The 23,486-nt window shown below is 45.1% G+C and carries 22 protein-coding genes; 6 read left to right on the top strand and 16 right to left on the bottom strand.

The genetic code is table 11. The features are described 5' to 3' along the window. Positions 1–128: 128 nt before the first annotated feature. From AACP44_RS01580 to AACP44_RS01570, 3 genes are all read right to left on the bottom strand, one after another. Positions 129–1,820, bottom strand: a complete 1,692-nt coding sequence (locus tag AACP44_RS01580) for a sulfatase-like hydrolase/transferase (protein WP_339338340.1) — start codon at positions 1,818–1,820, stop codon at positions 129–131. 123 nt (positions 1,821–1,943) lie between these two features. Then, positions 1,944–2,816, bottom strand: a complete 873-nt coding sequence (locus AACP44_RS01575; protein WP_339338338.1) for an SDR family NAD(P)-dependent oxidoreductase — start codon at positions 2,814–2,816, stop codon at positions 1,944–1,946. Positions 2,817–3,119: 303 nt separating this feature from the next. Beyond that, the gene (locus AACP44_RS01570; RefSeq protein WP_339338336.1) at positions 3,120–3,647 is read right to left on the bottom strand and encodes an AraC family transcriptional regulator ligand-binding domain-containing protein; all 528 of its coding nucleotides are present in this window, start codon (positions 3,645–3,647) and stop codon (positions 3,120–3,122) included. A gap of 695 nt (positions 3,648–4,342) precedes the next feature. Here AACP44_RS01570 and AACP44_RS01565 point away from each other — a divergent pair. From AACP44_RS01565 to AACP44_RS01550, 4 genes are all read left to right on the top strand, one after another. Further along, entirely contained in the window at positions 4,343–5,392 is a 1,050-nt protein-coding gene (locus tag AACP44_RS01565; protein WP_339338334.1) for a saccharopine dehydrogenase NADP-binding domain-containing protein, read from the top strand. Positions 5,393–5,648: 256 nt separating this feature from the next. Then, positions 5,649–6,035, top strand: a complete 387-nt coding sequence (locus tag AACP44_RS01560; protein WP_339338332.1) for a DUF1330 domain-containing protein — start codon at positions 5,649–5,651, stop codon at positions 6,033–6,035. Between the two features lie 138 nt (positions 6,036–6,173). Then, the gene (locus AACP44_RS01555) at positions 6,174–6,857 is read left to right on the top strand and encodes a glutathione S-transferase N-terminal domain-containing protein (RefSeq protein WP_339338330.1); all 684 of its coding nucleotides are present in this window, start codon (positions 6,174–6,176) and stop codon (positions 6,855–6,857) included. A 57-nt stretch (positions 6,858–6,914) separates the two neighbouring features. Further along, on the top strand, positions 6,915–7,550 hold the full coding sequence (locus AACP44_RS01550; RefSeq protein WP_339338328.1) for a glutathione S-transferase family protein: 636 nt from the start codon (positions 6,915–6,917) through the stop codon (positions 7,548–7,550). 222 nt (positions 7,551–7,772) lie between these two features. Here the strand turns inward: AACP44_RS01550 and AACP44_RS01545 are convergent, their stop codons facing one another. From AACP44_RS01545 to zigA, 7 genes are all read right to left on the bottom strand, one after another. Continuing rightward, positions 7,773–8,630 carry a 6-carboxytetrahydropterin synthase gene (locus AACP44_RS01545; protein WP_339338326.1) on the bottom strand — a complete coding sequence of 286 codons (858 nt, stop codon included), beginning with the start codon at positions 8,628–8,630 and terminating at the stop codon, positions 7,773–7,775. A 44-nt stretch (positions 8,631–8,674) separates the two neighbouring features. Beyond that, complete coding sequence (locus AACP44_RS01540) at positions 8,675–9,040, bottom strand: SgcJ/EcaC family oxidoreductase (RefSeq protein ID WP_339338324.1); 366 nt, start codon at positions 9,038–9,040, stop codon at positions 8,675–8,677. Positions 9,041–9,263: 223 nt separating this feature from the next. After that, a complete protein-coding gene (gene thrS / locus AACP44_RS01535; RefSeq protein WP_339338322.1) occupies positions 9,264–11,255 on the bottom strand; it encodes a threonine--tRNA ligase in 1,992 nt (663 codons plus the stop codon). 42 nt (positions 11,256–11,297) lie between these two features. Beyond that, the gene (gene folE2 / locus AACP44_RS01530) at positions 11,298–12,212 is read right to left on the bottom strand and encodes a GTP cyclohydrolase FolE2 (protein WP_339338320.1); all 915 of its coding nucleotides are present in this window, start codon (positions 12,210–12,212) and stop codon (positions 11,298–11,300) included. A 15-nt stretch (positions 12,213–12,227) separates the two neighbouring features. Then, positions 12,228–13,562 (bottom strand): dihydroorotase, encoded by a 1,335-nt coding sequence (locus AACP44_RS01525; RefSeq protein ID WP_339338318.1) that lies wholly within the window; start codon positions 13,560–13,562, stop codon positions 12,228–12,230. A 5-nt stretch (positions 13,563–13,567) separates the two neighbouring features. Further along, positions 13,568–13,744, bottom strand: a complete 177-nt coding sequence (locus tag AACP44_RS01520) for a hypothetical protein (RefSeq protein ID WP_339338316.1) — start codon at positions 13,742–13,744, stop codon at positions 13,568–13,570. Next, positions 13,729–14,934 (bottom strand): zinc metallochaperone GTPase ZigA, encoded by a 1,206-nt coding sequence (zigA, locus tag AACP44_RS01515; RefSeq protein ID WP_339338314.1) that lies wholly within the window; start codon positions 14,932–14,934, stop codon positions 13,729–13,731. The genes AACP44_RS01520 and zigA overlap by 16 nt, the downstream gene beginning before the upstream one ends. Positions 14,935–15,213: 279 nt before the next feature. Here zigA and dcd point away from each other — a divergent pair, with 279 nt between their 5' ends. Further along, positions 15,214–15,741: a dCTP deaminase gene (dcd, locus tag AACP44_RS01510; RefSeq protein ID WP_339338312.1), complete on the top strand. Its 528-nt coding sequence runs from the start codon at positions 15,214–15,216 to the stop codon at positions 15,739–15,741. A gap of 71 nt (positions 15,742–15,812) precedes the next feature. On the opposite strand, the gene AACP44_RS01505 is transcribed toward dcd, so the two are convergent. The 4 genes from AACP44_RS01505 to pgi all read right to left on the bottom strand — a co-directional run bounded on the left by AACP44_RS01505 (position 15,813) and on the right by pgi (position 20,985). Further along, positions 15,813–17,129, bottom strand: coding sequence for a hypothetical protein (locus AACP44_RS01505; RefSeq protein WP_339338310.1), 1,317 nt, complete (start codon positions 17,127–17,129; stop codon positions 15,813–15,815). A gap of 284 nt (positions 17,130–17,413) precedes the next feature. Beyond that, positions 17,414–18,040 (bottom strand): hypothetical protein, encoded by a 627-nt coding sequence (locus AACP44_RS01500; RefSeq protein ID WP_339338308.1) that lies wholly within the window; start codon positions 18,038–18,040, stop codon positions 17,414–17,416. A gap of 184 nt (positions 18,041–18,224) precedes the next feature. Then, entirely contained in the window at positions 18,225–18,503 is a 279-nt protein-coding gene (locus AACP44_RS01495; protein ID WP_339338306.1) for a hypothetical protein, read from the bottom strand. A gap of 859 nt (positions 18,504–19,362) precedes the next feature. Beyond that, a complete protein-coding gene (pgi, locus tag AACP44_RS01490; RefSeq protein WP_339338304.1) occupies positions 19,363–20,985 on the bottom strand; it encodes a glucose-6-phosphate isomerase in 1,623 nt (540 codons plus the stop codon). A gap of 322 nt (positions 20,986–21,307) precedes the next feature. Between pgi and AACP44_RS01485 the strand changes: the two genes are divergently transcribed. Next, positions 21,308–22,309: a cysteine synthase A gene (locus AACP44_RS01485; protein WP_339338302.1), complete on the top strand. Its 1,002-nt coding sequence runs from the start codon at positions 21,308–21,310 to the stop codon at positions 22,307–22,309. A gap of 76 nt (positions 22,310–22,385) precedes the next feature. Here AACP44_RS01485 and AACP44_RS01480 read toward each other — a convergent pair whose 3' ends face one another. Together AACP44_RS01480 and AACP44_RS01475 are read right to left on the bottom strand one after the other, a co-directional pair. Further along, the gene (locus AACP44_RS01480) at positions 22,386–23,162 is read right to left on the bottom strand and encodes a PilZ domain-containing protein (RefSeq protein ID WP_339338300.1); all 777 of its coding nucleotides are present in this window, start codon (positions 23,160–23,162) and stop codon (positions 22,386–22,388) included. Between the two features lie 90 nt (positions 23,163–23,252). After that, the gene (locus tag AACP44_RS01475) at positions 23,253–23,438 is read right to left on the bottom strand and encodes a DUF3094 family protein (protein ID WP_339338298.1); all 186 of its coding nucleotides are present in this window, start codon (positions 23,436–23,438) and stop codon (positions 23,253–23,255) included. Between the last annotated feature and the right edge of the window lie 48 nt (positions 23,439–23,486).

Raw genomic sequence — 23,486 nt, 5'->3', positions numbered from 1 at the left:
GGCACGAATCGCATCTCAGCTAGACCAGGGACAGGTCAGATTCTCGATCGATCGCGCAAAAATAGAAAGTACCCTGTGATGGATCGGACTCGGGGGCGTAGTTAAAGGAATTCTGCAGCTGTAGCGGGTCAGTTCGACATGTAGATGAATTCATCTTCCGGCTGATCTTGCTGAGACAGATCCCGATCTATGTTGGTGGCTTTAGTGGTTATCCAAGGCCAGAGCGGCTCGGCCTGTGCCTCGTTGTGAACTTCGAGTGCGCCTCTCAATCGATTTGCCACTTGCGGATGCTTGGCCAGAAGGTCGACCTGCTCACCTTGTGCGGAGAGATCGAACAACCACTCCTTACGCGGTAACTGTTTACGACCTGATTGAGGAGGGGCGCTGACCACCAGTTTCCAGCGTTTATCCCTTACCGCCTGAGCAGCGCCGCCACGGAAGAACAGGTACTCATGTGGCGAGTCCATGCGCCTGCTCTCTTTCACAGAAGGCGTCACATAGGGGGTCAGGTTGACGCCGTCCATGATTCGGTCAGCGGGCAGATCAGCGGCGGCGGCCGCCGCCGCAGTGGCATAAATGTCAACGTGGTGAACGGGCGCGTCATAGATCTCACCGGCCGGTAGTTTCGCCGGCCAACGGGCCAAGAACGGCACCCGGATGCCGCCTTCGAACAGGGTGGATTTCCAGCCCCGGTAGGGGGCATTCACGTTGGGCAGCCCGATGTAACCAGCGCCACCATTGTCCGAGGTGAATATCACCAGGGTATTTTCATCCAGGCCGTTGGCTTTGAGCGCCGCCATGACCCGCCCAACGCCTCGGTCCAGCGAGCGGATCATGGCAGCATAGACCCGTTCCCGATGAAGCTCGATGTGCGATAGCGCTTCGTAGTCTTCCCGTGACGCCTGTAAAGGTGTGTGTGGCGCCCAGTGAGCCAGATACAGAAAGAAGGGGCGATCCTTGTTGGCTTCGATCACCTTCACCGCTTCATCCGTGTAGTAGTCCGTCAAATATTTCGGCGGTTCGAACCAAGGGCCACCATTGAAGCTCGCCGCGAAGTCCACAACCCGCCATAGGAAGCGATCGATGGGATCGAAGTCCTGCCTGGCCTGAATGATGTTCTCATCATCCAGTCTTCCGTACAGGCCACTTACCATTAGGATACTTTCGGCAAAGCCCTGATCATGAGGGGCCATCCCGTTTTCCTCGCCGAGGTGCCACTTGCCGATGTGAGCGGTGTGATAACCCTGATCGGCTAGCAGCTCCGCCAAAGTGATTTCTGACGGGGGCATACCTAGCCCGGCGAATTCGAGGCTGTCCAGGGTGTCGGCTTGCGGATTAGTGAACGCTGGCGGTTGCAATGGCCGGTCCATCATATCGCTGAGCATGCCAACGACAGGCTCGAAACCTGGTGGGGTGGGAGTGAACTCGAAGCCGAAGCGAGTCCCATAGCGCCCCGACATAAGCGCGGCCCGGGAGGGTGCGCAGCTTGCGTGGGCAGCGTAACCCTGAGAGAAAGCAACACCCTCTGCTGCCAGCACGTCAATATTGGGTGTCTGGGCGGTGGAGTTCAGACTGTTCATCGAGATATCGTTCCAGCCCATGTCGTCGGCGACAATAAGGACGATATTGGGCGGCCGGTTCGACGGGGCGCGTCCTTGGCTGTCTGCACCAGTGGACCACTCGATCTCGATGGTTGGACCGACTTCGGTCACCGCTGATTTCATCTGCGCAACACCGGACAGCACGAGCTCTGCTCGGAAGACCCAACCAATGCTCAGAATTGCGACAAGCGTTAAAGTAACTCTGCCAATCCACTTCATATTGATAGTCCTGTTGTTGTATCAGTCACCACATTCATGGTCTAAGCTACTCGCAAATGTCAGTGACAAAACCTTACACTCAAGCAATGCTAACCAAGGAAGCAATTTCGGCTATAGGGAGCCTCATCCTAAAACCCGCGATCTTATAAAACGCATTACTCGCGCAGAGATTCCTTCCTTGACGGATGAAGGGTTTTTATCAGCAAACTGAATACGTGCATTGCCTTTCATCATGCTGAGATATACGGCGGGAAGGTAACGCTTTAGCCGCCAAATTATTCTGTCGCTAAGGCGAGTTCCACCCAGTATATAATGCTTACCCTTTCGGGAATCCTCAAAAACGGTTGCCGCAATACTATCTGCGGTAAAGCCTTCGGCATGGAGTCTAGCAACTTTTTTTGCTGCGTCAGGGTTGTTACTGCGCATGGTCTTAACTAAGTTGCTTTGAAAGAAGGCAGGGCATACAACAGACACTTTTACCCCATAAGGATCAAGTTCACTCAGCAGCCCCTCCGATAAGGACACCATGCCCGCCTTTGAGACGTTATAGGCAGACATTCCACTCATATGTAATAGCCCAGCCATAGAGGCTACATTGATAAGGAGCCCTTTACTTTCTTTCAATAGGGGCACGCAGACATGGCAGCCTTTCACAGCACCCATTAAATTGATATCCACAGTCCACTGAAAGTCTTTCATGGACAAGCAATCAATATCCCCAGTCGACGCCACACCTGCATTGTTGACTAAGGCATCCAGCCCTTCCCAGCGCTCGGAAATGATACCGACCAGCTCCTGCCACTGGGCATCATTGGTAATATCCAGATGGTGGAAAAAACAATCGTTGCCATACTCCCCCTTCAGATGGGAGGCAATCTTGATTCCCTCCTCGTCCTGAATATCAGCAATACAAACAGACCAACCTTCACTAGCATACTTCTTCGCCAGTGCCAGACCCAACCCACTCGCTGCTCCGGTAATAAGAATACGTTTCATTTAAAAGACACTCCGATATTCGTCAATGTGGGTAGAGAGCAAGCTGAGCAATCAGAATATGCCGTGTCACGCCAGTGTTTAGTCGTCATAGATTGGCTGTCCTGTTCATAGGATGGGCAACATGAAATGGCAACAATAGTAGCCGCGTTAATAGCACCATCATTAGAGTTGTTGATTCAATTGATGATTATATTGTGGTGGAAACGGTGCTATGGAGACATATTCGGACAACTTGTCCCAGCAGTTTCACTGTTTCGTGGGGTGATTTCGTTACGGCCAACCCTGTTTTTGTCAGGTTCATTGCTAATCAGTCTTTAGCCGGCGCCTCAGGGTACGCTCACTAACATGCAATAGCTTGGCTACCCGCGCGAAATCGAGGCAGTCGCCTGCAGATTGGATCAGCAGCTGCCGCACGGTGACGGTGGTTTTCTCGACACTGTTCAACCCGCGCACCATCTCCTCGCATTGCTGCTGAAAGACCACATGCTGCGGACGGTTTGCCGTTCTCACAGGTATGTCTAAAACCTGCGCCGGGAGGAATAGCTGGCTGTGCTCACAGTCAAACGTCACAGGCGTGTCAAACGCACGCCTATGGCAAACCGAGTGTGAAGGCCGAGAGTAACTCAGGTGTATTTCGACACCCTGTGCACGCTCTAACGTGGCTCCATACAGCGATCTCCCCACGGCAACAAGATTTGAAAAAATCACCTCAGCTAACAATTGCTGCTGTGCAGCAGTACCCATGGATATTCTCGCACGCAACAATAAACCGCCTTCATGTTCATATACCGCCCAACCGGGTCGGAACAGGACCTGCCCATAGCGAAGCATTAGTCGGATAGATTCGCGCAGCTCATCAGAGCAAAACCATCCCGTCAACACCTGAACTAACAGTTTGGACGTTAGGGGAAACGGTGATACCTCGCCGGGTGAGCTCAGCAACCAATTGTTCAGAACTGACCCCAGCGCTGTTAAGCAGGTGTAGCAGCTCATTTAAAAACGCATGATGCGCCTGATTTACTTTCATTAGGTTCTATACGCCGCCGACAGTGCGAAGGCACTCCAAGAAATATAAAAACAAACAGCGACAAAACGAGATTGACCGAATATGCTTCCAAGCAATAATTAGATAAAACGATAATGGATTTACCCGCTAATTAAAAGCAGCATTAAAAAGATTAACGGAGATCATTATAAGATGAAGTTTATCCAAGCCCTGAAGTTATTATCCAAACCGAAGCTATGAGCGTAACACTATTATTTAGGAGAGTGCTAAGTATGCCGTTAAGTCAACGCTTAAAGATTGGAAAGGTAATTGTATCTATTGTCTGGTTATTCATTGTGGCCTCGGTGATAGAGCCTTCCCAAGTGCCATTTCCTCACGTGTTTCAGGGGATCGGTATTTTTTTAGTGGTTTCTCATATTATTGAGATTGTAGTGTTTAAAAAAAGAATGCGCGGGCCAAGGGATTACTTGTTAACTATGTTATTTGGTGCGTTACAGCTGAAGACAATTAGGATTGCAGCATGAAATCACAATGGATGATCTATGGCGCTAATGGCTACAGCGCTCAACTGGCTATTGAAAAAGCCATCGAACAGGGCAACAAGCCGATTTTAGCCGGGCGTAATAAAGCGGCGATTGAAGCGCTAGGCAAGCAGTTTGATTTGCCGGTGCGTATTTTTGATTTAAGCGATATTGATGCCGTTGCTGGTCACTTGGCCGATGTGGCGGTTGTCAGTCACTGTGCCGGGCCGTTTTCGGCCACCGCTGAGCCGATGATGAAGGCTTGCATTCAGGCGCGAACCCACTACACCGATATCACCGGCGAAGGTACGGTATTTGGCATTGGACAGACGTTGCATGAGCAAGCCAAACAGGCTGGTGTGGTGTTGATGGGCGGTGTCGGTTTTGATGTGATTCCGACCGACTGTATGACAAACTTTCTGCACCAGAAAATGCCCGACGCCACCGATTTGGTGTTGGGTTTTGATAGCAAGATAGATCTCAGCCCCGGTACAACTAAGACCATGGTTGAAAACATCCCGCAGGGTATAATGGTGCGCCGCAACGGCAAGATCAAAGCGGTTGGTCGTCGTTTCGAGATGCGCATGATTGATTTCGGGTTGGGGCCGAAGCGCTCGTCGGTGCTCACTTGGGGTGATCTCTACACCGCTTATTGGCAGACCCGTATCCCGAATATCACAGTGTATATACCCTTTCGTGGCAGCCAGCTAGAATTGTTTTTATTTCCACTGATTAAGTTGCTGATGTCGATTCCGTTTGTGCAAAAGCGCGCAATGGAAAAGGCCGGTAAAATCGCGGGTCCCAGTGCAAAGAGTCGTGCAAAGAATTCCGCTTATGTTTGGGGTGAGGCGAAAAATGCCAGTGGAAAAACTGTAGCCGCCACTATTGAAGTGCCGAACGGCTATACGGTAACCATGGACGGTATTTTAATGACGGCGGATTTCCTGCGCAGCTATCAAGGTGACGGTGGTTGCTTTACTCCGTCGCAGCTGATGGGGGCAGAATTGGCAGAGCAGTTGCCGGGGGCTGGCAAGTTTACTCTTCGTTAATAAGCTCTGCTTAATCAGCATCTTTTCTTGCTGGTTTATTGTTATCACTAATAAGTTACTGTTGGTGATAACTCGGGGTTACACGGACGCGTCTTGGCAAAAGTCAATGAACTTGAATTTTTGTCCGATGCCTTTCTGAAATCGGAGTTTAACCAAAATAAATTTTAAACAATAAGGTCTGGTGCATCGATGTGGGCGCCCCTTGATGGGGGTGATAACAGTATGTTTCAATATTTTTTGGTTGAAGGAGGAAATGATGGCAACACAGCCCAGAAGAGAGCAAATCGAGGCCCTGTTAGAAAATGATAAAGAAGGCCCGATTCGCATGCTGAATCTGCTCAAATTTAAAGCGTTTGCCGAGTATGGCGATGGCATTGATACGAAGCTTTCGGGATTTGAAGCCTACCAACGTTATGCCGTGGAAGTGACCAAGATCATCAATAAGCTAGGTGGTGAACTTGTTTTTAATGGCCAAGCTAATACTCTGGTGATCGGTGATGGCGAGCTCGAATGGGATTTGGTATCCATCGTTGAATACCCTTCGGTAGCGGCATTCATTGGCATGACATCAAGTGAAGAATACAAGAAAATTCATGTTCACCGGAAAGCCGGTCTTGAGCATCAACTGCTCGTACAGTGTTAAAGAAAGCCACGAATACTGTTGGGTTATTCATGCTTAATATCTGTGTAGAAAATCTCATCGAAAAGACCTCGAACGGCATTTAGGTAATGATGGCAATACACACCCAATTAAATAAAACAATTGAGCGAGAGAGAAAACATGATTGACTTATATACCGCCGCCACCCCTAACGGCCATAAAGCCTCCTGCACCCTGGAAGCGCTAAATATCGAATACACCGTACATCCCATTAATCTGGTGGAAGGCGAGCAGAAAAAGCCGGAATTTCTGACCATTAATCCTAATGGCCGTATCCCCGCAATTGTTGATCGCAACAACGGTGATTTTGCCGTCTTCGAATCCGCTGCCATTATGATTTACCTAGCCGACCAAGCGGGGAAACTGTTACCCACAGAAACCAAAGCCCGCTCCAGAGTTATGCAATGGCTAATGTTCCAAATCGGCGGTACCGGCCCAATGATGGGGCAGGCCAATGTCTTCTATCGTTACTTTCCTGAAAAGATTCAGCCTGCTATTGATCGTTATCAGAATGAATGCCGCCGTTTGTTTGAAGTACTGGACACTCACTTAAGCGATAACCAGTGGTTAGCGGATGATTATTCTATTGCTGATATTGCTCACTGGTGCTGGGCACGTACCTACAAATGGTCTGGTGTATCTGTTGATGGGTTAGATCATCTTCAGCGTTGGCTCAAGATTATGGCCAAACAACCAGGTATGGCCAAAGGTATTGAAGTGCCTGTTAAACTTAGTAATTTACTGCATAATGAAAAAGAGCAGGAAAAGTTCAAGGCTAACGCGCGCGCAATGCTGCAAAAGTAAACGCCAACACAGCATGGTGTTAAAACCCTATTAATACAGAAAGCATAGACAGCTTCGATGATCATACTGCACGGCGTATCCGCCTCACCATATGTTAGAAAAGTCATTGCCGTATTGGCGATGAAACAACTATCGTTCGAACACAAACAACAAATGCCGTTCGCGAGGGATGCCGAGTTCAATAAAATCAGCCCGCTAGGCAAGGTCCCTGCTCTGCAAGATGGCGACATTACCCTATGCGATTCCACGGTGATCTGCGAATACCTAGAAGACATCTATCCTGAGATCAATGTATACCCAATCAACCATGCCAACAAAGCCAAAGCGCGCTGGGTAGAAGAGCTCGCGGGCAGCCGTGTAACTGAGCTGGCAGCCGGTATATTTTTCCAACGCTTTATGCGCCCCATGGCGTTTAAAAAAGACCCAGACGAGGCGCTGATCGCAAAAATAATCGACAAAGATCTACCGCCCATTCTCGATTACTTAGAGACGCTAGTACCTGCGACCGACTTTATATTTGGTGAATTGCAATTGGCTGACGTCAGTTTGGTGAGCCCGTTCATAAACGCGAGTTATGCCAATTACACAGTCGATGCGCAGCGTTGGCCTAAACTGTCCGCCTTTATCGATCGGGTAAGAGCACATCCAATTATGCAGCCCATTCTAAAAGCCGAAGCCAAGATTATGGGGTAATCTCCCCATGAAGATGACCGTACCAGCTTGGTACGAAATTCGGTAAGAGCTTGGTTAGCACCCTCGTTAGTCCTGCAGAATTTGCGGCGATATTATCTCGCCAAACTAGCCTCATAATCGGCAGGCCCCCCGTTCAAATCGGGGAAGGCTCACCATTTTTCCTTTGTTTTCGGTCAATAGCCGTAGTGGCGACAATGTTTTTCATACCACCTTATTATTTTGCTATGACCAAACAGCCTCTGCAAAGGCACCTTTGTTAAGACCTTCAAAGGCTTTCACCAACACAGCCTCTTTACACTCTGTTGATATAAGCTCGGCCAGACAAATAGCGATATTTTCAACGGTGCTTTCCTTCGGCATAGTAAATAAATAACTGCTAGGTAAGCTGATTGAAAAATTGCCTTGTTGTGCCGTATAAGCCAATTGGGTGTGGGCGATACCATCGACCTGATACTCATCGACGATATGGCTTTCAGTGGCAATATAGCAGTCCTTCAATGTATTGGCCCACTGCGCTTCAAGCTTTGCACTTCGTGTTTCATTCAATAAAATTTCAATGCGGGAACGATGACCATGGGCGATACGCTGGCATTGGCCCAAATGTTTTTGCAAGCCATGAGTATAGTGATAATAAGCGCCATTTATCACTTCAGGGCGAAGTTTAATGGCTACTTTTAAGACATTTTTCGGCAACAGGGCTTTTATTTTCAGCTGCAAATCGTCAGCAATATATTTTGTATTGATCGTTTCTGCATCGACTAATACTACTGCGTCCGAAGGTGATTGATGAGAAATAACACCGCCGTTATTCAGTGGAAATTCAATCGTCAGCTCGCCTTTATCAAGGCTTGAAGTACAGCCTGATCCAACCATAGGCACTAACAAACAGTGATCAATTTCCTCATCGATATAGTATTTGATTTGTTTTTTTACATGACCAAAATCAAACACCATACCCTGATCATTTAATTCGCCAGATAATTCGATATCAACGATCCATGACTCACCAACAATTCCTCGTTCACTGTCGAGGTATGAAAAGTCAATAACTGTTAGATTGTCTACAAATAAGCGTGCCATACAGTGTTTAAATCCAGTGTTTAAATCTTATGCTTAAATCATTCTCACTCAGGCATGGCTGAGGAATGATGCTCGATGATTATCCAGCGCCGACCATTCCACGAATACACAAAGGTAAAGCGCGCTTGTACAACGGCACCATCTTTAAAGGTAAATGTATAAACCCCGGAGTTAATCGCAATATCACCCAATATACGCACATTGGATTCATCAATTTTACCTTGCGGTCCTTTTGCTAAAAAATGGACAAAGTAGTCTTCGATTTCTGCATGGTTATGACGAACTTGATTAGATACCGTCGGCAACAAAATAGCGTCAGTATCGTAAAGTGATACCACATTTTTTGGATCGCCGGTTTGCAACGCGTTATTCCACGCTTCAAATAATGCTTGAATGTCACTCTGTGCCATAATTAGTGCCTTTGCTATCTAGTCTATTTAGACCTATTAGTTTCTTTAAAGGAAACCTTGCGCTTACTTAAACCAAGTAAGTACATGTTGCCAATGTCACTGATTGATAGGGTGCGATGTTAAGCGTAATCAGGTGCAAGATCACCTGTGGCTTATTGTAATACAGCGGAGCCATTCCTCATAGTTAGAAGAGATGGTTGCTCTTTGCTGTTAAAAAAGCCGTTTAGTCGTTGATGCTGACTGCTTTTAAGGCTTCGACTGAGGCCCTCAGGGCTTGTTGCTGATCGACAATATCCGGCGGCCTACAGGCATCATGCAGATAGGCTAATGCACTATTAATATCATCGAAATTGATCTGCTCGCCATCGCGTGAGCGCAAATTAACCTGACCCGACTCAGCTTCATTGGCTCCAATCACCATCATATAGGGCACTTTCTTGAGTGTTTGCTGGCGAATCTTATAGCCTATTTTTTCCTTGGATGTATCCAACTCGCTACGCAAACCGGCAATATCCAAAACCTGATTAATTTTTTTAGCATAGTCTTCAAACTTTTCGGAAATGGTCAACACAGTAACTTGTACTGGCGCCAGCCAAACAGGGAATTTGCCTTCATAATGCTCAATCAGTATACCGGTAAAGCGCTCTAACGAACCGAATAAGGCCCGGTGTAGCATCACCGGAGCTCGTCTCTCACCATCGCGATCAACATAGTCGAGATTAAAGCGTGTGGGCAAATTCATATCGACTTGTAAGGTGCCACACTGCCAGTCACGGCCAATTGCATCGCGCAGTACAAACTCTAATTTTGGGCCATAAAAGGCACCTTCGCCTGGGTTTAAGTGATAATCCAAATTGAGATTTTTTAAGGCATCAAGCAGCGATGATTCCAGAATATCCCATGTTTGATCATCACCCATACGATTTTCAGGCCGAGTGGAAAGTTTAATACTGATATCTTCAAAACCAAGTTGTTGATAGATATCCAGCACCAGACGAATGATTTTACTGCACTCGTCCAGCATTTGGTCTTCAGTGCAGTAAATATGCGCATCATCCTGAGTAAAATGTCTGACACGGAGCAAACCATGCAATGAGCCGGATGGTTCGTAACGATGCACCTTGCCAAATTCCGCCATTCGGATCGGTAGATCACGATAGCTTTTTAAACCATGGTCATACATTAAAACACTACCCGGGCAGCTCATAGGTTTTAAAGCCAGGGTTTTTTCATCAGCAGTTGCTGTGGTGTACATATAATCTTGATAATTTTGCCAATGACCAGAGGTTTCCCATAGGCTGCGATCCATAATATCTGGCGTGTTAACTTCAATATAGCCTGATTCGTGTTGACGACGGCGCATATAGTCAATCAGCGTTTGAAATAATGTCCAGCCGTTAGGATGCCAAAACACCGCACCCATCGCCTCTTGATGAAAGTGAAAAAGATCCAGCTGCTTACCCAGCCGCCGATGATCGCGTTTTTCCGCCTCTTCCATCATGGCCAAATACGCACGCAGGTCTTTTTTATTCGCCCAAGCCGTGCCATAAATACGTTGCAACTGTTCGTTTTTCGAATCACCGCGCCAATAGGCACCGGAAATTTTAGTTAACTTCATATAGGCCAGAAAGCGAGTATTGGGGACATGTGGCCCTCGACACATATCAATATATTCCTGGTGATAATATAAGCCCATGCTCTGTTCATCAGGCATATCATCAATCAGCTGTAGCTTGTAATCTTCGTCTCTATCTTTAAACGCTGCGATAACTTGTGCTCGCGGTGTTACTTGCTTGATAACATCATAGTTGGTGGCAATAAGCTGTTTCATGCGCTTTTCAATCGCCGCTAAATCATCGGCCGAAAATGGACGCTCATAGGCGATATCGTAATAGAAGCCGTTTTCAATAACCGGACCAATAACCATTTTGGCGGTCGGATAAAGTTGCTTGACGGCATGCCCTAATAAATGGGCACAAGAATGCCGGATAATATCAACGCCCTGCTCATCTTTAGCTGTAATAATTCTGATGTTGGCATCTTCATTGATAGGGTCACAGGCATCCACAAGCTTGCCGTTCACTTCACCTGCAATGGTGCTTTTTGCTAAGCCGGGGCCAATTGCTTGTGCCACATCCATCACTGTAGTACCTAACGGTAACTGCTTAGTCGAACCATCTGGCAAGGTAATAACTATTTGCTTATTGTCACTCATCATTTCTATTATCTTCTTTGCATCTATTTAGGCTTGTTACGGTTAAATTTTTTGATCGCTATTTTTTCTATCAATAACCACGGCATTATGTGCATGCAAGCTTTCTTGATGCTCTACCTTAAACCAATAGTCTTTAACATTGGCCATCTGTTGCAAATGCTGTTTAATCCGTCTGGCAGCATCTTCACAAAACATGAGGTTGTTGGCATTTAACCGCGCAAACTCTTGTTCATCACTACGTTTTACCGCAGTTTGTACCGGCGTTCCAATCACGGCTTCCAGCTGCAAGATCAGTGAAGACAACTCCGGCCAAGCGGCATCACCGGTCGAAAGGTGAATATAAGCATAGGAGCGCTGGCTATGAGGTGTGGCGACTGACCCCTGTTGGGATTGCACCCAAGTTAGCAAGTCAGCCTTATCAATCGTTGAATCAGCAAAGGTCGTATTTATTGCATTGGCATACAGCTGCCTTGTCAATGAGGCCGAACAGGGACAAGTGCTGGAATAAGGAATGGTGATTTCAAATGCATAATTGTATTCCCGTGCATTTTTCTCAGCACGCATAACCACAGGATAAGATTGATAACCGCTTTCACCACTCAATAGCGCCGATTTCTTTAATAGTAAATCAAAGCTCAGCTCTATTTTAGCTTGGCCACTAATGCCACTCTGGGAATCTACCATCTGATCGAGTAAGTCATTGATATTGTTTTGTTCCAATGTCAGATCGTCAAGCTTGTTAATCACTAGATGTAAGCGAGACATATGGATACCTTTGGTTTCAGGCGAATCCAAGCTGACAAAGACGTTGGCTTTAGCTGACATCTGCATCAATTTACCACTGGCCTGTTCCATTGAAATGGGAACGGCAATTGCTTCCATACCCACCCACTGCAATGAAGCCGGCGCTTCAGTATAAATGTCGGATGTTATATCCGGCAAAGCTTGTACTAACAAGGTTTAACTCCTCAACTAACGGTTAAAGGCAAGGCGTTGCGAAGGCAAGGCTTGCTCAATAATTTTCTGACCATCAAACACTTGCTGACCATTGATCCAGGTGCTGCTAATGCTTGATGAAAATTGATGATTCACAAAAGGGGTCCAGCCGCAATGGTAGAAAACAGACTCATCTGTCACGGTTGTCGGCTGCTCGGTATCGACTAAAACCAAATCAGCGAAATAGCCTTCTTGAATATATCCGCGTTCCGCTACGGCATAACGTTTAGCTGGGTTATGTGCGGTTTTTTCAACCACTTGCTCAAGGCTGAGACGCTGATGTTTGACATGATCCAGCAAACTCAATAAAGCATGCTGTACTAGCGGCAAGCCGGCTGGCGCTTGATTATAGTCTTGTTGTTTTTCTTGCAAGGTATGTGGCGCATGATCCGTCGCGATAATATCAATTTGATTGTTATGCACTGCTTGCAGTATTGCATCTCGATCAGTCGCTAATTTTATCGATGGATTACATTTAATCAGATTACCTAAGCGAGGGTAATCCTGATCACTGAACCACAAATGATGGACACAGGCTTCCGCCGTAATATGTTTGGCTTCAATCGGGCCAGCCTCAAATAAACTTAATTCTCTTTCCGTGGTGATATGTAGAACATGTAGCTGACTCTGGTATTGTTTAGCCAAACCAACGGCGTATGAAGATGAAGCATAGCAGGCTTCAGTATCACGAATGACTGGGTGGTCAAGTATTGTTGGTGTTTTACCTTCAGCTCTAAACTTCGCCAAATTGCTGGCAATAACAGGCCCGCTTTCACAGTGGGTGACTATCAATGTCGGGCTTTCGCGGAATATTCCTTCTAGTGCAGTTGGATTTTCTACCAATAAATTACCGGTAGACGCGCCCATAAACACTTTTACACCACAGTGTTTGCTGGGATCTAACAACTTGATTTGTTCAAGGTTATGCTCTGTCGCTCCAAGATAAAACGCATAATTGGCCATGGAATGCTGCTCGGCGATGGCATACTTTTTCTCTAAGGCTTCAATCGTTGTGGTTGCCGGATCGACATTGGGCATTTCCATATAGCTTGTAATACCGCCGGCAACAGCTGCACGAGATTCACTGGCAATAGTGCCTTTATGGGTTAACCCCGGCTCACGAAAGTGAACCTGATCATCGATCATACCAGGCAGCAAATAACGTCCGTCAGCCTCGACAATATGCTCTTGTGCATTAGCCGTTAATTCTGTATCGATATGACTAATGCGCTGATCTTGAATCCGCAGGTCTGCTGCTAGGATTTTTCCCTGATTAACAATGCGGGCGTTTTTAATTAATGTCGATGTCATATTGTTTAACCCTCACTAGCAATAAGTAGCTGCAACTTTTCAAGCGCAACTTTTAGCTCAAAGCCATTCTGTTTAGCGCTACCGATATTAAGCTTTAGTAATGCGCGTTTGGCTCTTAACCGAAAGCTGTCAACGGCTGCATGATCAAGTGGATAGTAGGTAGTGCTTATGCTGGTTCCCATACAGGAAATGGATCTCGCAATGTCGCCCAATAGGCTTTCCCTCGCAAGATTTCTTCTTCACTTAATAGACACTCATTAAGCGCTTGGGTCATGCCGCTTTGATCCAGACCTTGACCGATAAAAACCAGCTCCTGACGCATATCACCAAAAGGTTCTATCCATTGCTTTTCAATAGATTCGAGAGATTCTGCATCGGTAGGCCAGTTTTCTTTAGGAACGGCTTTCCAAAACATGCCCGCAAAACCATAGCGAGCAATGCCCCCAGCCTGACTCCATTGGCCAGCAAACTCAGGGCGTGACGCCAGCCAAAAATAACCCTTGGAACGAATCAGCTTACCGTATTGGTCGGTACTGTGTAGAAACTGATAAAATTTTTGCGGATGAAACGGCCTGCGCGCTTCATAGCTGAAACTGCCAATGCCATATTCCTCCGTTTCGGGAACATGCTCGCCACGCATTTCTTTGAGCCAACCGGGTGCCTGCTGTGCACGCTCAAAGTCAAATAGCCCGGTGCTAAGCACCTCGTCAATATTCACCTGGCCTTGAGCAATCGGTACAATCTTGGCATGGGTATTTAGCGTTTTAAGAATAGCCGTTAAACGCTCTATATCGGACGAGCTCGCCAAATCCGTTTTGCTGATAAGAATCACGTCAGCAAACTCGACTTGATCAACCAATAGATCGGCGACACTGCGCTCGTCTTCTTCACCTAGTGATTCGTCGGTATCCTGCAGGCACTTTGCCTCATCATAATCCTTGAGAAAATTGACTGCATCAACCACCGTCACCATTGTATCCAAATCGGCAACATCAGACAGTGAAATGCCACTTTCATCGGCGAAGGTGAAGGTTTCTGCTACAGGTAGCGGCTCTGAAATCCCCGTCGATTCAATAACCAAGTAATCAAAGCGGCCTTCCTCTGCAAGCTTAGTCACTTCCTCCAACAGATCCTCGCGCAGCGTGCAGCAAATACAGCCGTTACTCATTTCAACCAGCTTTTCTTCACTACGGCTTAGGGACACTTCACTTTGTACGATCGCCGAATCAATATTGATTTCACTCATATCATTGACGATTACAGCGACTCTTTTGCCCTCTCGATTATTCAAAATATGGCTGAGCACGGTGGTTTTTCCTGCACCCAAAAAGCCTGAAAGCACGGTGACTGGAAGTTTTTGGCTGTGTTGCATGGCCTGAATCTCTTTTATCGATTAAGCAAAAGTAAAGTGTGGCTGAAAAAGCATAAAATGATATGATATAACATTACTTCGGGCAAGTAATAAAAGGCTTATTTGCTGTGCATGTTAGGCAGAAAAAGCCGTTCATAAACAAGATGATATGAGCGATTAGTCGATAAGGGTTTTTAGCAATGGGTTGCTGGAGTTACATCCCTCAAAAACGTCTTGATCCGATTCATCTGGGCACTGATGAGCGCCCTCTACGATTTGGCAAACCACTAGGATAAATAAATGATTCTTTCAGGCAATGAAATCGCCGCCAGAGCTGGCAACGACATTATTATTGAGCCCTATGATAAACATCGGCTTAACCCCAATAGCTACAACCTATCGTTACATGATGAGCTTTTGGTCTACGATGAACCGCCGCTCGATATGAAAAAAGACAATCGCTGTCAGCAACTCATCATACCGCCAGAGGGCTTGTTGCTGGAGCCTAATCGTTTATATCTGGGGCGTACCCGTGAATACACCGAAACCCATAATCTAGTACCGATGCTTGAAGGCCGCTCTTCTGTTGGCAGGCTTGGTCTATTTGTGCATGTGACTGCAGGCTTTGGAGACGTCGGCTTTAAAGGGTACTGGACGCTGGAAATTTTCTGTGTGCAACCGATTAGAATCTATTCAGACGTAGAAATATGTCAGGTTTATTACCACACTATTGAAGGTAACTATCAAGAATATTCCAGCGGCAAATATCAAAATAATAAAGGCATTCAACCCAGCTTATTATTTAAAGATTTCGAAAAGGATGTTTAATTAATTTTTTTATTGGGTCTATCAACTTCACCTATTCGGCAACGGTAATAACACTAAAGCCGATAATTACTCTATTGCTTAAAAGTAATAGAGTCTCCGGATACAGAATATTGCAAGTACTCATGACCGTGAGTTTCTCTGGGGTCAAACATTTTGTTATAAATCCGTAAACTATAAAGCTTACCTTCAAATGCCTGCTCTTGATTGAACTTACCACCTACCATATCTTGATCGTTGCCAAAATATGCCCCTTTCGGATCTACGGTTAGCTCTGTTATATCGGTTGTAAATTGATACACACTTTCTCCTTCAGGTTGCTCTATCTGATTAATCACCACTTTCTGATCCCGCAAATGAGTATGTCCATGAGAAATACTGTCGTTATCATTGCGGTACACTTTTATTGTCTGCGGATTATTCGACAGGTTTACCGCTACCGTTAATGTTAGTTTGCGTTTTTGCCCAATCCAGTTTTGATTAAGAAAAATTTGATGCTCTTTGTTTTCTTTATCTTCTAATACGACAGAGAGATCCCAACGGCCAGAAAAGCCGCCCTTGCTATATAAGTATTCTTTATTTCGATCTTTTAGATAAATGGATAGCATATTATCCCTTACCTGCTTAGTACCACTTTTTGTTGCTAAGCTAAGAAGGTATGCATGCTGTATTTTTTTATAATCCCTTTTGAAATTTAGCTCGAAGTCTATCTGAATAGTAAATTGCTCAAGACCATTTAATTGTTGATGATCAAGCTGCAGATAATGCGAATTTATAGCCGACCCATTAAAAGAGACAAAATCTCTGCCATACGCATCTTTCTCCGATGAAATGGTATTAAAATCAACTGCAATCTTCGGCACTACATTTAACGCCACATCATCAGCAACCTTTAAATGATTAATAGAGTCGTCTTTGAATGCACTAGGATATAAGAGTATGTCGGAATCTGCATGGGTTAGACGGTCGGCATTGAGAGCATCAAAGTTAATAATATGAGGAATAGAACCCTTTAGATAACCCAAGCCACCCAAGTTGTTAATTTGATAGCCATCCTCTTCCCAATACACCACATAACCAACATCGCTGTCTTGGTTATCATCAGCGCCAGCATAAGCACGACCAATAATTACATCATCGCAGCTATCACGATTAATAGCTGGCGCATTGGTCACGCCGTAGTCACTCCTGCCTTTTTTATTATCTCCCGCAAACATAAAACCGGCATAATCTGCAGTATGAAAACTACTGAGATATATCACTTCAGGATTATTCTCTTGCCCATACACCACATAACTGGCACCAGTAACACTTCCGCCATTAATAACGCCTGATGCTTCTACAATAACATCATCAAAACCATCACAATTTATATCACCCGCGCCCATCACGCTGGAGCCGCTCTTATCTCCAGCGGCAGCGCCTTTAATAATAAATCCTAAGTCGCTCGAAATATTTTCTTCGCTGAGCCTTATAATTCCTTTCTTTTTTTCCTGTCGGCCATACAGGACATAACTAGACCCACTCTCGCTGTCAGCATTCGCAACGCCAATAATTATATCATCGAGATTATCGTTATTGACCTTGCCAGCGCCACTTACAGCGCTTATGCGATAGTCTTCATTATAAAATTGAATTTTAAAACCTTGTACTTCTGTGAAGTTATTTAGATTTATTAATTTTTTTTTTTAAAATAACTTCCTTCGTTGCCATATACTACAAATGCCACTTTACCATCAGTTAACATCACCTCATCGAAGCCATCGCCATTGATATCACCAACACGATTTGAGCTATAACCGCTTAGGCCACCTATCGCTGCCTTATTGGTCATAGAACCAATGTCTCTATTTTTATTTATATGCTCTTCAGTATTTGAGTTTTCGTCATCTAGAAACATATCACCTGCGCTATTAACGCTCAAATCGCTCGCAACACCACCCATCTTCTTTTGTTTGCCGGATATTTTATATTGCGCCGTTTGATGAACCCTGGCCAAATTACCAATAGCTAACTGATGCCTGTTATTCCTATCAGCACCTAGCAGATATTGATGGGCGAAAAGCGGCCAAAAGTTCGGATTACGCGAGGGGAATTGCGCGAAACGATGTTTACCCTCACCACCAAAAGAAAAAATCAGTGATTGTCTCTGAGGTTTAAAAAAATTGATATCGAGTTGTTGACGCTCAATGACATTAAATAGATTGTTGCCGGAAAATATCGATGGCAGGTTAGCACTTCCTGCACATGCTATCTGAATACTGACTACGAAAACTAAAACAGCCTTAATGCACTTTTTCATTATCAATTACTCCCAGTCACTGCCATGTCAATGAGGTAATATTACATAGTGAATTTTTTTGGCTTATTTCCCTACTATTGAAAAGACTGACCGAATAGATACCGTTTATTAATTAAATGTTTTCATAATATTACCATAGATGTAAAAAGCCTGATGATCAAATCAGATTTTATAACTTAGAACATTAAGAAAATGACTTTATATGATTAAACAGTCCGTTGGTTGAGCTGTCATGACGATCACTTGAGCTGTTTGACTGCATATCCTCAAGCAGATGGCTAGCCAGCAGCTTGCCTAGCTGCACGCCCCACTGATCAAAAGAATAAATTTGCCAGATAATTCCCTGCACAAATATTTTATGCTCATAGAGAGCAATCAACGCCCCCAGATGATAGGCATCCAGTGTTTCAAGGATAAGTGTATTGCTCGGGGAATTACCGGAATGAACTTTATGCGGCGCCAACTGCGCTATTTGTTAGGCAGCAAACCGTTTATTCGATAAATCACTTTTAACTTCATCTTCGCTAACTACATCTATCGCATTTAGACATATTAATTTGTTTGAAGAAAATTTGAGCTTACTAAAATCAAGTAAGTGCATTTTGCCGATATCGCTATTCATACAATGTTGTGCTAATTAGAGATCCTTTTGTAATACGATTAACAACCTTATTATAGAGATTATTTTTAATGAGCAGCTGCCATTTTCAAGCTAACTTTATCAAGAATGACTCCCCGTCCAAACGCTCTGCCCAAATTGTATTTTAAGCGTATAGATATTCTTACCCTACCTTCTACAACGTCAGAACAGAGACAAAGACTACAATCCACATGGTAATTAATGTGAAAATGCTCAAGAAAAAGATGCGATACCTATTGCGCAATCTATTACTACCCAAATGCACATAACTGTGAATAAAGCGTGTGATTACATAAAGCCAAGCACAGACCATTAGTGTCAGTGAATTTATATCCGCAACATAAACCAGAACACAGCTGATATAAAAAAGCGGGGGAAATTCAAGTAAGTTGGCCAGATGGCGGGTGTACACACGGCATGATTGAGGTTCTTCTCCCCCATTGTAGAGACGATAGTATTCATGTGAAATTGCTCCGGACTTGACTGCAGCCACTCTCATAATAAAGGCTCGAAATGCCACATAAGCCGTTAGCGCAAACATTGGGAATATTGGATACAGAATCAAGGTTTTTTGCATGATATCCCTCTCAAGTTAATGGGCATCGTTTAACCATTAAGTCATTTCACAATATTGTCAAGGATACAGCCAACCTGTTGATAAAACCAAGGCTTATAATCGGATCTATTGGGAAAACGACTTTATATAATCAAGCAAGCCGCTAGTTGAGCTGTCATGGTTATCACTTTGGCTATTGGATTGCATATCAACGAGCAGATGGCTAGCCAGCAGCTTGCCTAGCTGCACGCCCCACTGATCAAAAGAATAAATTTGCCAGATAATTCCCTGCACAAATATTTTATGCTCATAGAGAGCAATCAACGCCCCCAGATGATAGGCATCCAGTGTTTCAAGGATAAGTGTATTGCTCGGGGAATTACCGGAATGAACTTTATGCGGCGCCAGCTGCGCTATTTGTTCGGCAGTAAACCCTTTACTCGACAAATCATTTTTAACTTCCTCTTCGCTAACGCCATTCATCAAAGCTTGTGATTGTGCAAAACAATTAGCGAGTAAATTTTTATGATGAAGCTCGGATTCACCACAGCTAATAGCAGAAGCAATAAAATCTGTTGCCACTTTATGGGTGCCTTGATGCAGCAACTGATAAAAAGCATGCTGGCCGTTAATCCCGGTCTGACCCCAAACAATCGGACAGGTTTTATAATTCACTGTTTCGCCGTTCCAATTTACCGACTTGCCATTGCTTTCCATTTCGGCCTGCTGCAAATAGGACGGTAGACGATGCAAATTTTGATCATAAGGCAACACAGCCAAGGTGTTTATCTGTAAAAATGTCGTATTCCAAACACCAATCAAAGCCATCATCATTGGCATATTCTGTTCAATATCAGCACTAAGAAAATGGTCATCCATGGCGCTGGCTCCAGCCAGCAAGGATTCAAAAACCGTAAAACCTCTAGCGATTGCAATCGGCAAACCGATTGCTGACCACAATGAAAATCGGCCACCTACCCAATCATGGATTTTAAAGCAGTATGAAAACGCTATGCCAAATGCCTGCGCTTTTTCTATCTCTTCAGTAACAGCAACGAAGTGCTGCGCAACAGCTGATTCAGGCGCCTGACTAAGCAACCAGCGCTTACCCGCCTCGGCATTAAGCAGGGTTTCGGTAGTAGTAAAGGTTTTTGAAGAAACAATAAATAACGTTGTTTCTATATCAAGACAAGCAAACAACTGTTCTAGCGGCACAGCGTCAACACTGGAAATAAAATGCAGGTTTAAGCGATCTTCTGGCCGCCGAAGCAATGCATCGATAACCGTTTGCGGTCCCAAATTAGAACCACCCACACCCAAGCATACAATATCGGTTATTGCCCGACCGGTGTAGCCCTGCACTTTTCCTGAACGTAGCTGCTCAGAAAAAGATTGAATATGATCCAGTTCCTGCTCTACCTGCTGATTGATGGCTTTATCAGGACAATGCTTGCCGCGCAGGGCCGTATGCAATACCGCTCGGTCTTCTGTGCGGTTTATCTTGTCGCCGTTAAACATGGCATCCCGCCATGTCTCGACCTGACACTCTTGCGCCAGCTGAACCAGCGCTGCTTTTATCGCATCGCTGATGCGATTTTTGGAATAATCAAATAACAGGCCACACTGGGCGATATGATAGTTTGAAAAACGCGCAGCATCGTCGGCGAAGAAGGTTTTGATTTGCTTATTATTGACCGAGGCAGCCATCGCTTCTAATTGCTGCCAACTGTTAAGATTGTTACGACTCATGCAAACCCCAATCAAACAAACTGAAATAGCTGATTCCTTTCAGCCAGAGCTAATATTGACACCCTAAAAAACGAATAGGTTAACGTATCTTCCATGACTAATATAGTTGGATAGTAACAATTCAATAGTGAAAAAGTAAGGCTGAGAGAGTTAGCGATAACAGTCCTCCATACTATCGCCGATGCTCAATCATCGATAATTGGGTTGATGGCCGCATACCTCGCTCCACTGGAAAAAAGCGATAGCTTTAACGACTTTTAACATTGCCACATTGGCCCCCGCTAGTTACTATCGGTATCGAACACTCTACCAAGGAAATCCAATGTCCAGCCATGCCACCCTTGTCGATATGATCGGCAATACTCCCTTAATTTACCTGCGTGAAATGTCTGAGGCGACTGGCTGCGAAATATATGGCAAAGCGGAGTTTCTTAACCCTGGTGGTTCGATTAAAGATCGTACCGCACTGGGTATTATTCGTGATGCTGAAGCCAAAGGTGAATTGCAGCCTGGTGGCACTATCGTAGAGGGTACCGCGGGCAATACCGGTATTGGTTTAACCCTGATCGCCAATGCACTGGGCTATAAAAGTGTTGTGGTTATGCCGCAAACACAAAGCAAAGAGAAAATAGAGCTGCTGGATTTATATGGCGCCGACTTACGCTTGGTCCAAGCTACTAACTATGACAACCCCAATCACTATGTGCATCAAGCCAATCGACTGGCGGAAAAACTGAATAACGAACTTGATAATGGTGCAATCTGGGCAAGGCAGTTTGATAACCTCGCCAATATGGAGATCCATAATCGCACCACCGGTGAAGAAATCTGGCAGCAAACCGATGGTAAAGTCGACGGATTTATTTGTTCCGTGGGCACAGGGGGGACTTTAGCCGGCGTTAGTACTGCCCTGAAAGCACATAATGCCGATATCAAAATTGGCGTTGCCGATCCAATGGGCTCTGCCCTCTACACTTACTATAAAAATGGTGAGCTGAAAACCGAAGGGCGCTCAATTGCCGAAGGGATCGGCATCAGCATCCTTACTGACAATATCCGTGAAGCCATTATTGATATGGCTTATCAAATTAGCGATGAAGAAGCGCTACCGTATATCTATAACCTGTTAAAGCATGAGGGACTTTGTCTCGGTGGTTCATCCGCAATCAATATTGCAGGCGCAGTTCATCTGGCCAAAGAAATGGGCCCAGGACATACCATTGTGACGATACTTTGTGATTATGGTCACCGCTACCAGAGCAAGCTATTTAACCCCGCTTTTCTAAAACGGATGAAGCTGCCTATTCCAGACTGGATTAGTTAAGCCTTATGGCTAACGATCTAGTTCAGCAGCGGACCAATCGGAATATATAGGGTATTACTTTAATAATGCACCCAGCTTAAACTAGCGCCATATTCGCCTCAAACGCACCTGACAGTTTAATCCTGTCGCGCTGAATACGCATAATCGAACGCTCCAGCAGACGCTGCTGAACCAGCGGCAAATCGATAAACTCGGCGCCAATTAGCCAATGGTTTTTAGCTGCCGCATCGGCGTTAACATTACGCACCGCTGCATCACAATTAATATGGGCACCGGCAAAGTCAAACACCAATTCATCAAGCCTATCGCTGTACTGAAAATTTTCTTTGGCATCATTCTCAATGAATACATCAACAGCGATTCCGCTACTCGACAGATTGCGTAAACGACCCTGATAGACATGCCCACCTGGGGAAACAAAGCGAGTACCAATCGCCATCGCCTCAGTCATCGGCAAACGGTAGGCGTTGCGACGCTGACCCGTTTCAATATCCTGCGGCATAGCCAATACAACGATGGGGACATCGTCATGGTTATGCTGCTGGAGGATTGTCGTCTCAAATTTGATATTTCTGCCGCCCTGTTGCCGCACCGTTATACGGACCTTTTGGCCGGGCAATCCGACAAAACCTGCGGGAAATAGCTCATCCATTAGAATGGTGCGCTCGTTGGGGTCCGATGCCAAAATCATGCTTTGATAAGCAACCTCACCCCCTTCAACCATAATCTCTACAAGATCATGATTTCTCTGCGCCTGATATAAATGCAAATACATATAATTTAAAGCACTATCGGCTTTATCGGCTTTCGTCGAGGGCTTACCGCGTAAGCGATCAATAAGTGCTGTGATCATGGCTTGATTACCAACAGAGTTCTCTACCAGTCTTGGATGATGCTACAAAAATCAACTATTTTTCTATAAGCGAGTTTGAATAAACAGGTTTTAATAAATACCTGAACTTCTTGCTAGCATCAGACTAAAAATACTCAAGCCGGTCACCATTACAATCAGGATTAACAATAAACGCAAAGGACGAAATGGTTTTCGCTCTACCGAGTTAACACCTTTACTCAGAAACTCATCCACTTTGGCTTGATCTTCAGGATATAACTTATTTTCTTTTGTCATAACAAATAACCTACTGGATTACACACAAGCGTTGCGAGCTATTAGCAA

Source organism: uncultured Oceanicoccus sp. (assembly GCF_963968385.1).
Taxonomy (GTDB): Bacteria; Pseudomonadota; Gammaproteobacteria; order Pseudomonadales; family Dasaniaceae; genus Oceanicoccus.
Note: the sequence above shows the minus strand (reverse complement) of the source record. Positions and strands in the feature narration are given on the sequence as shown.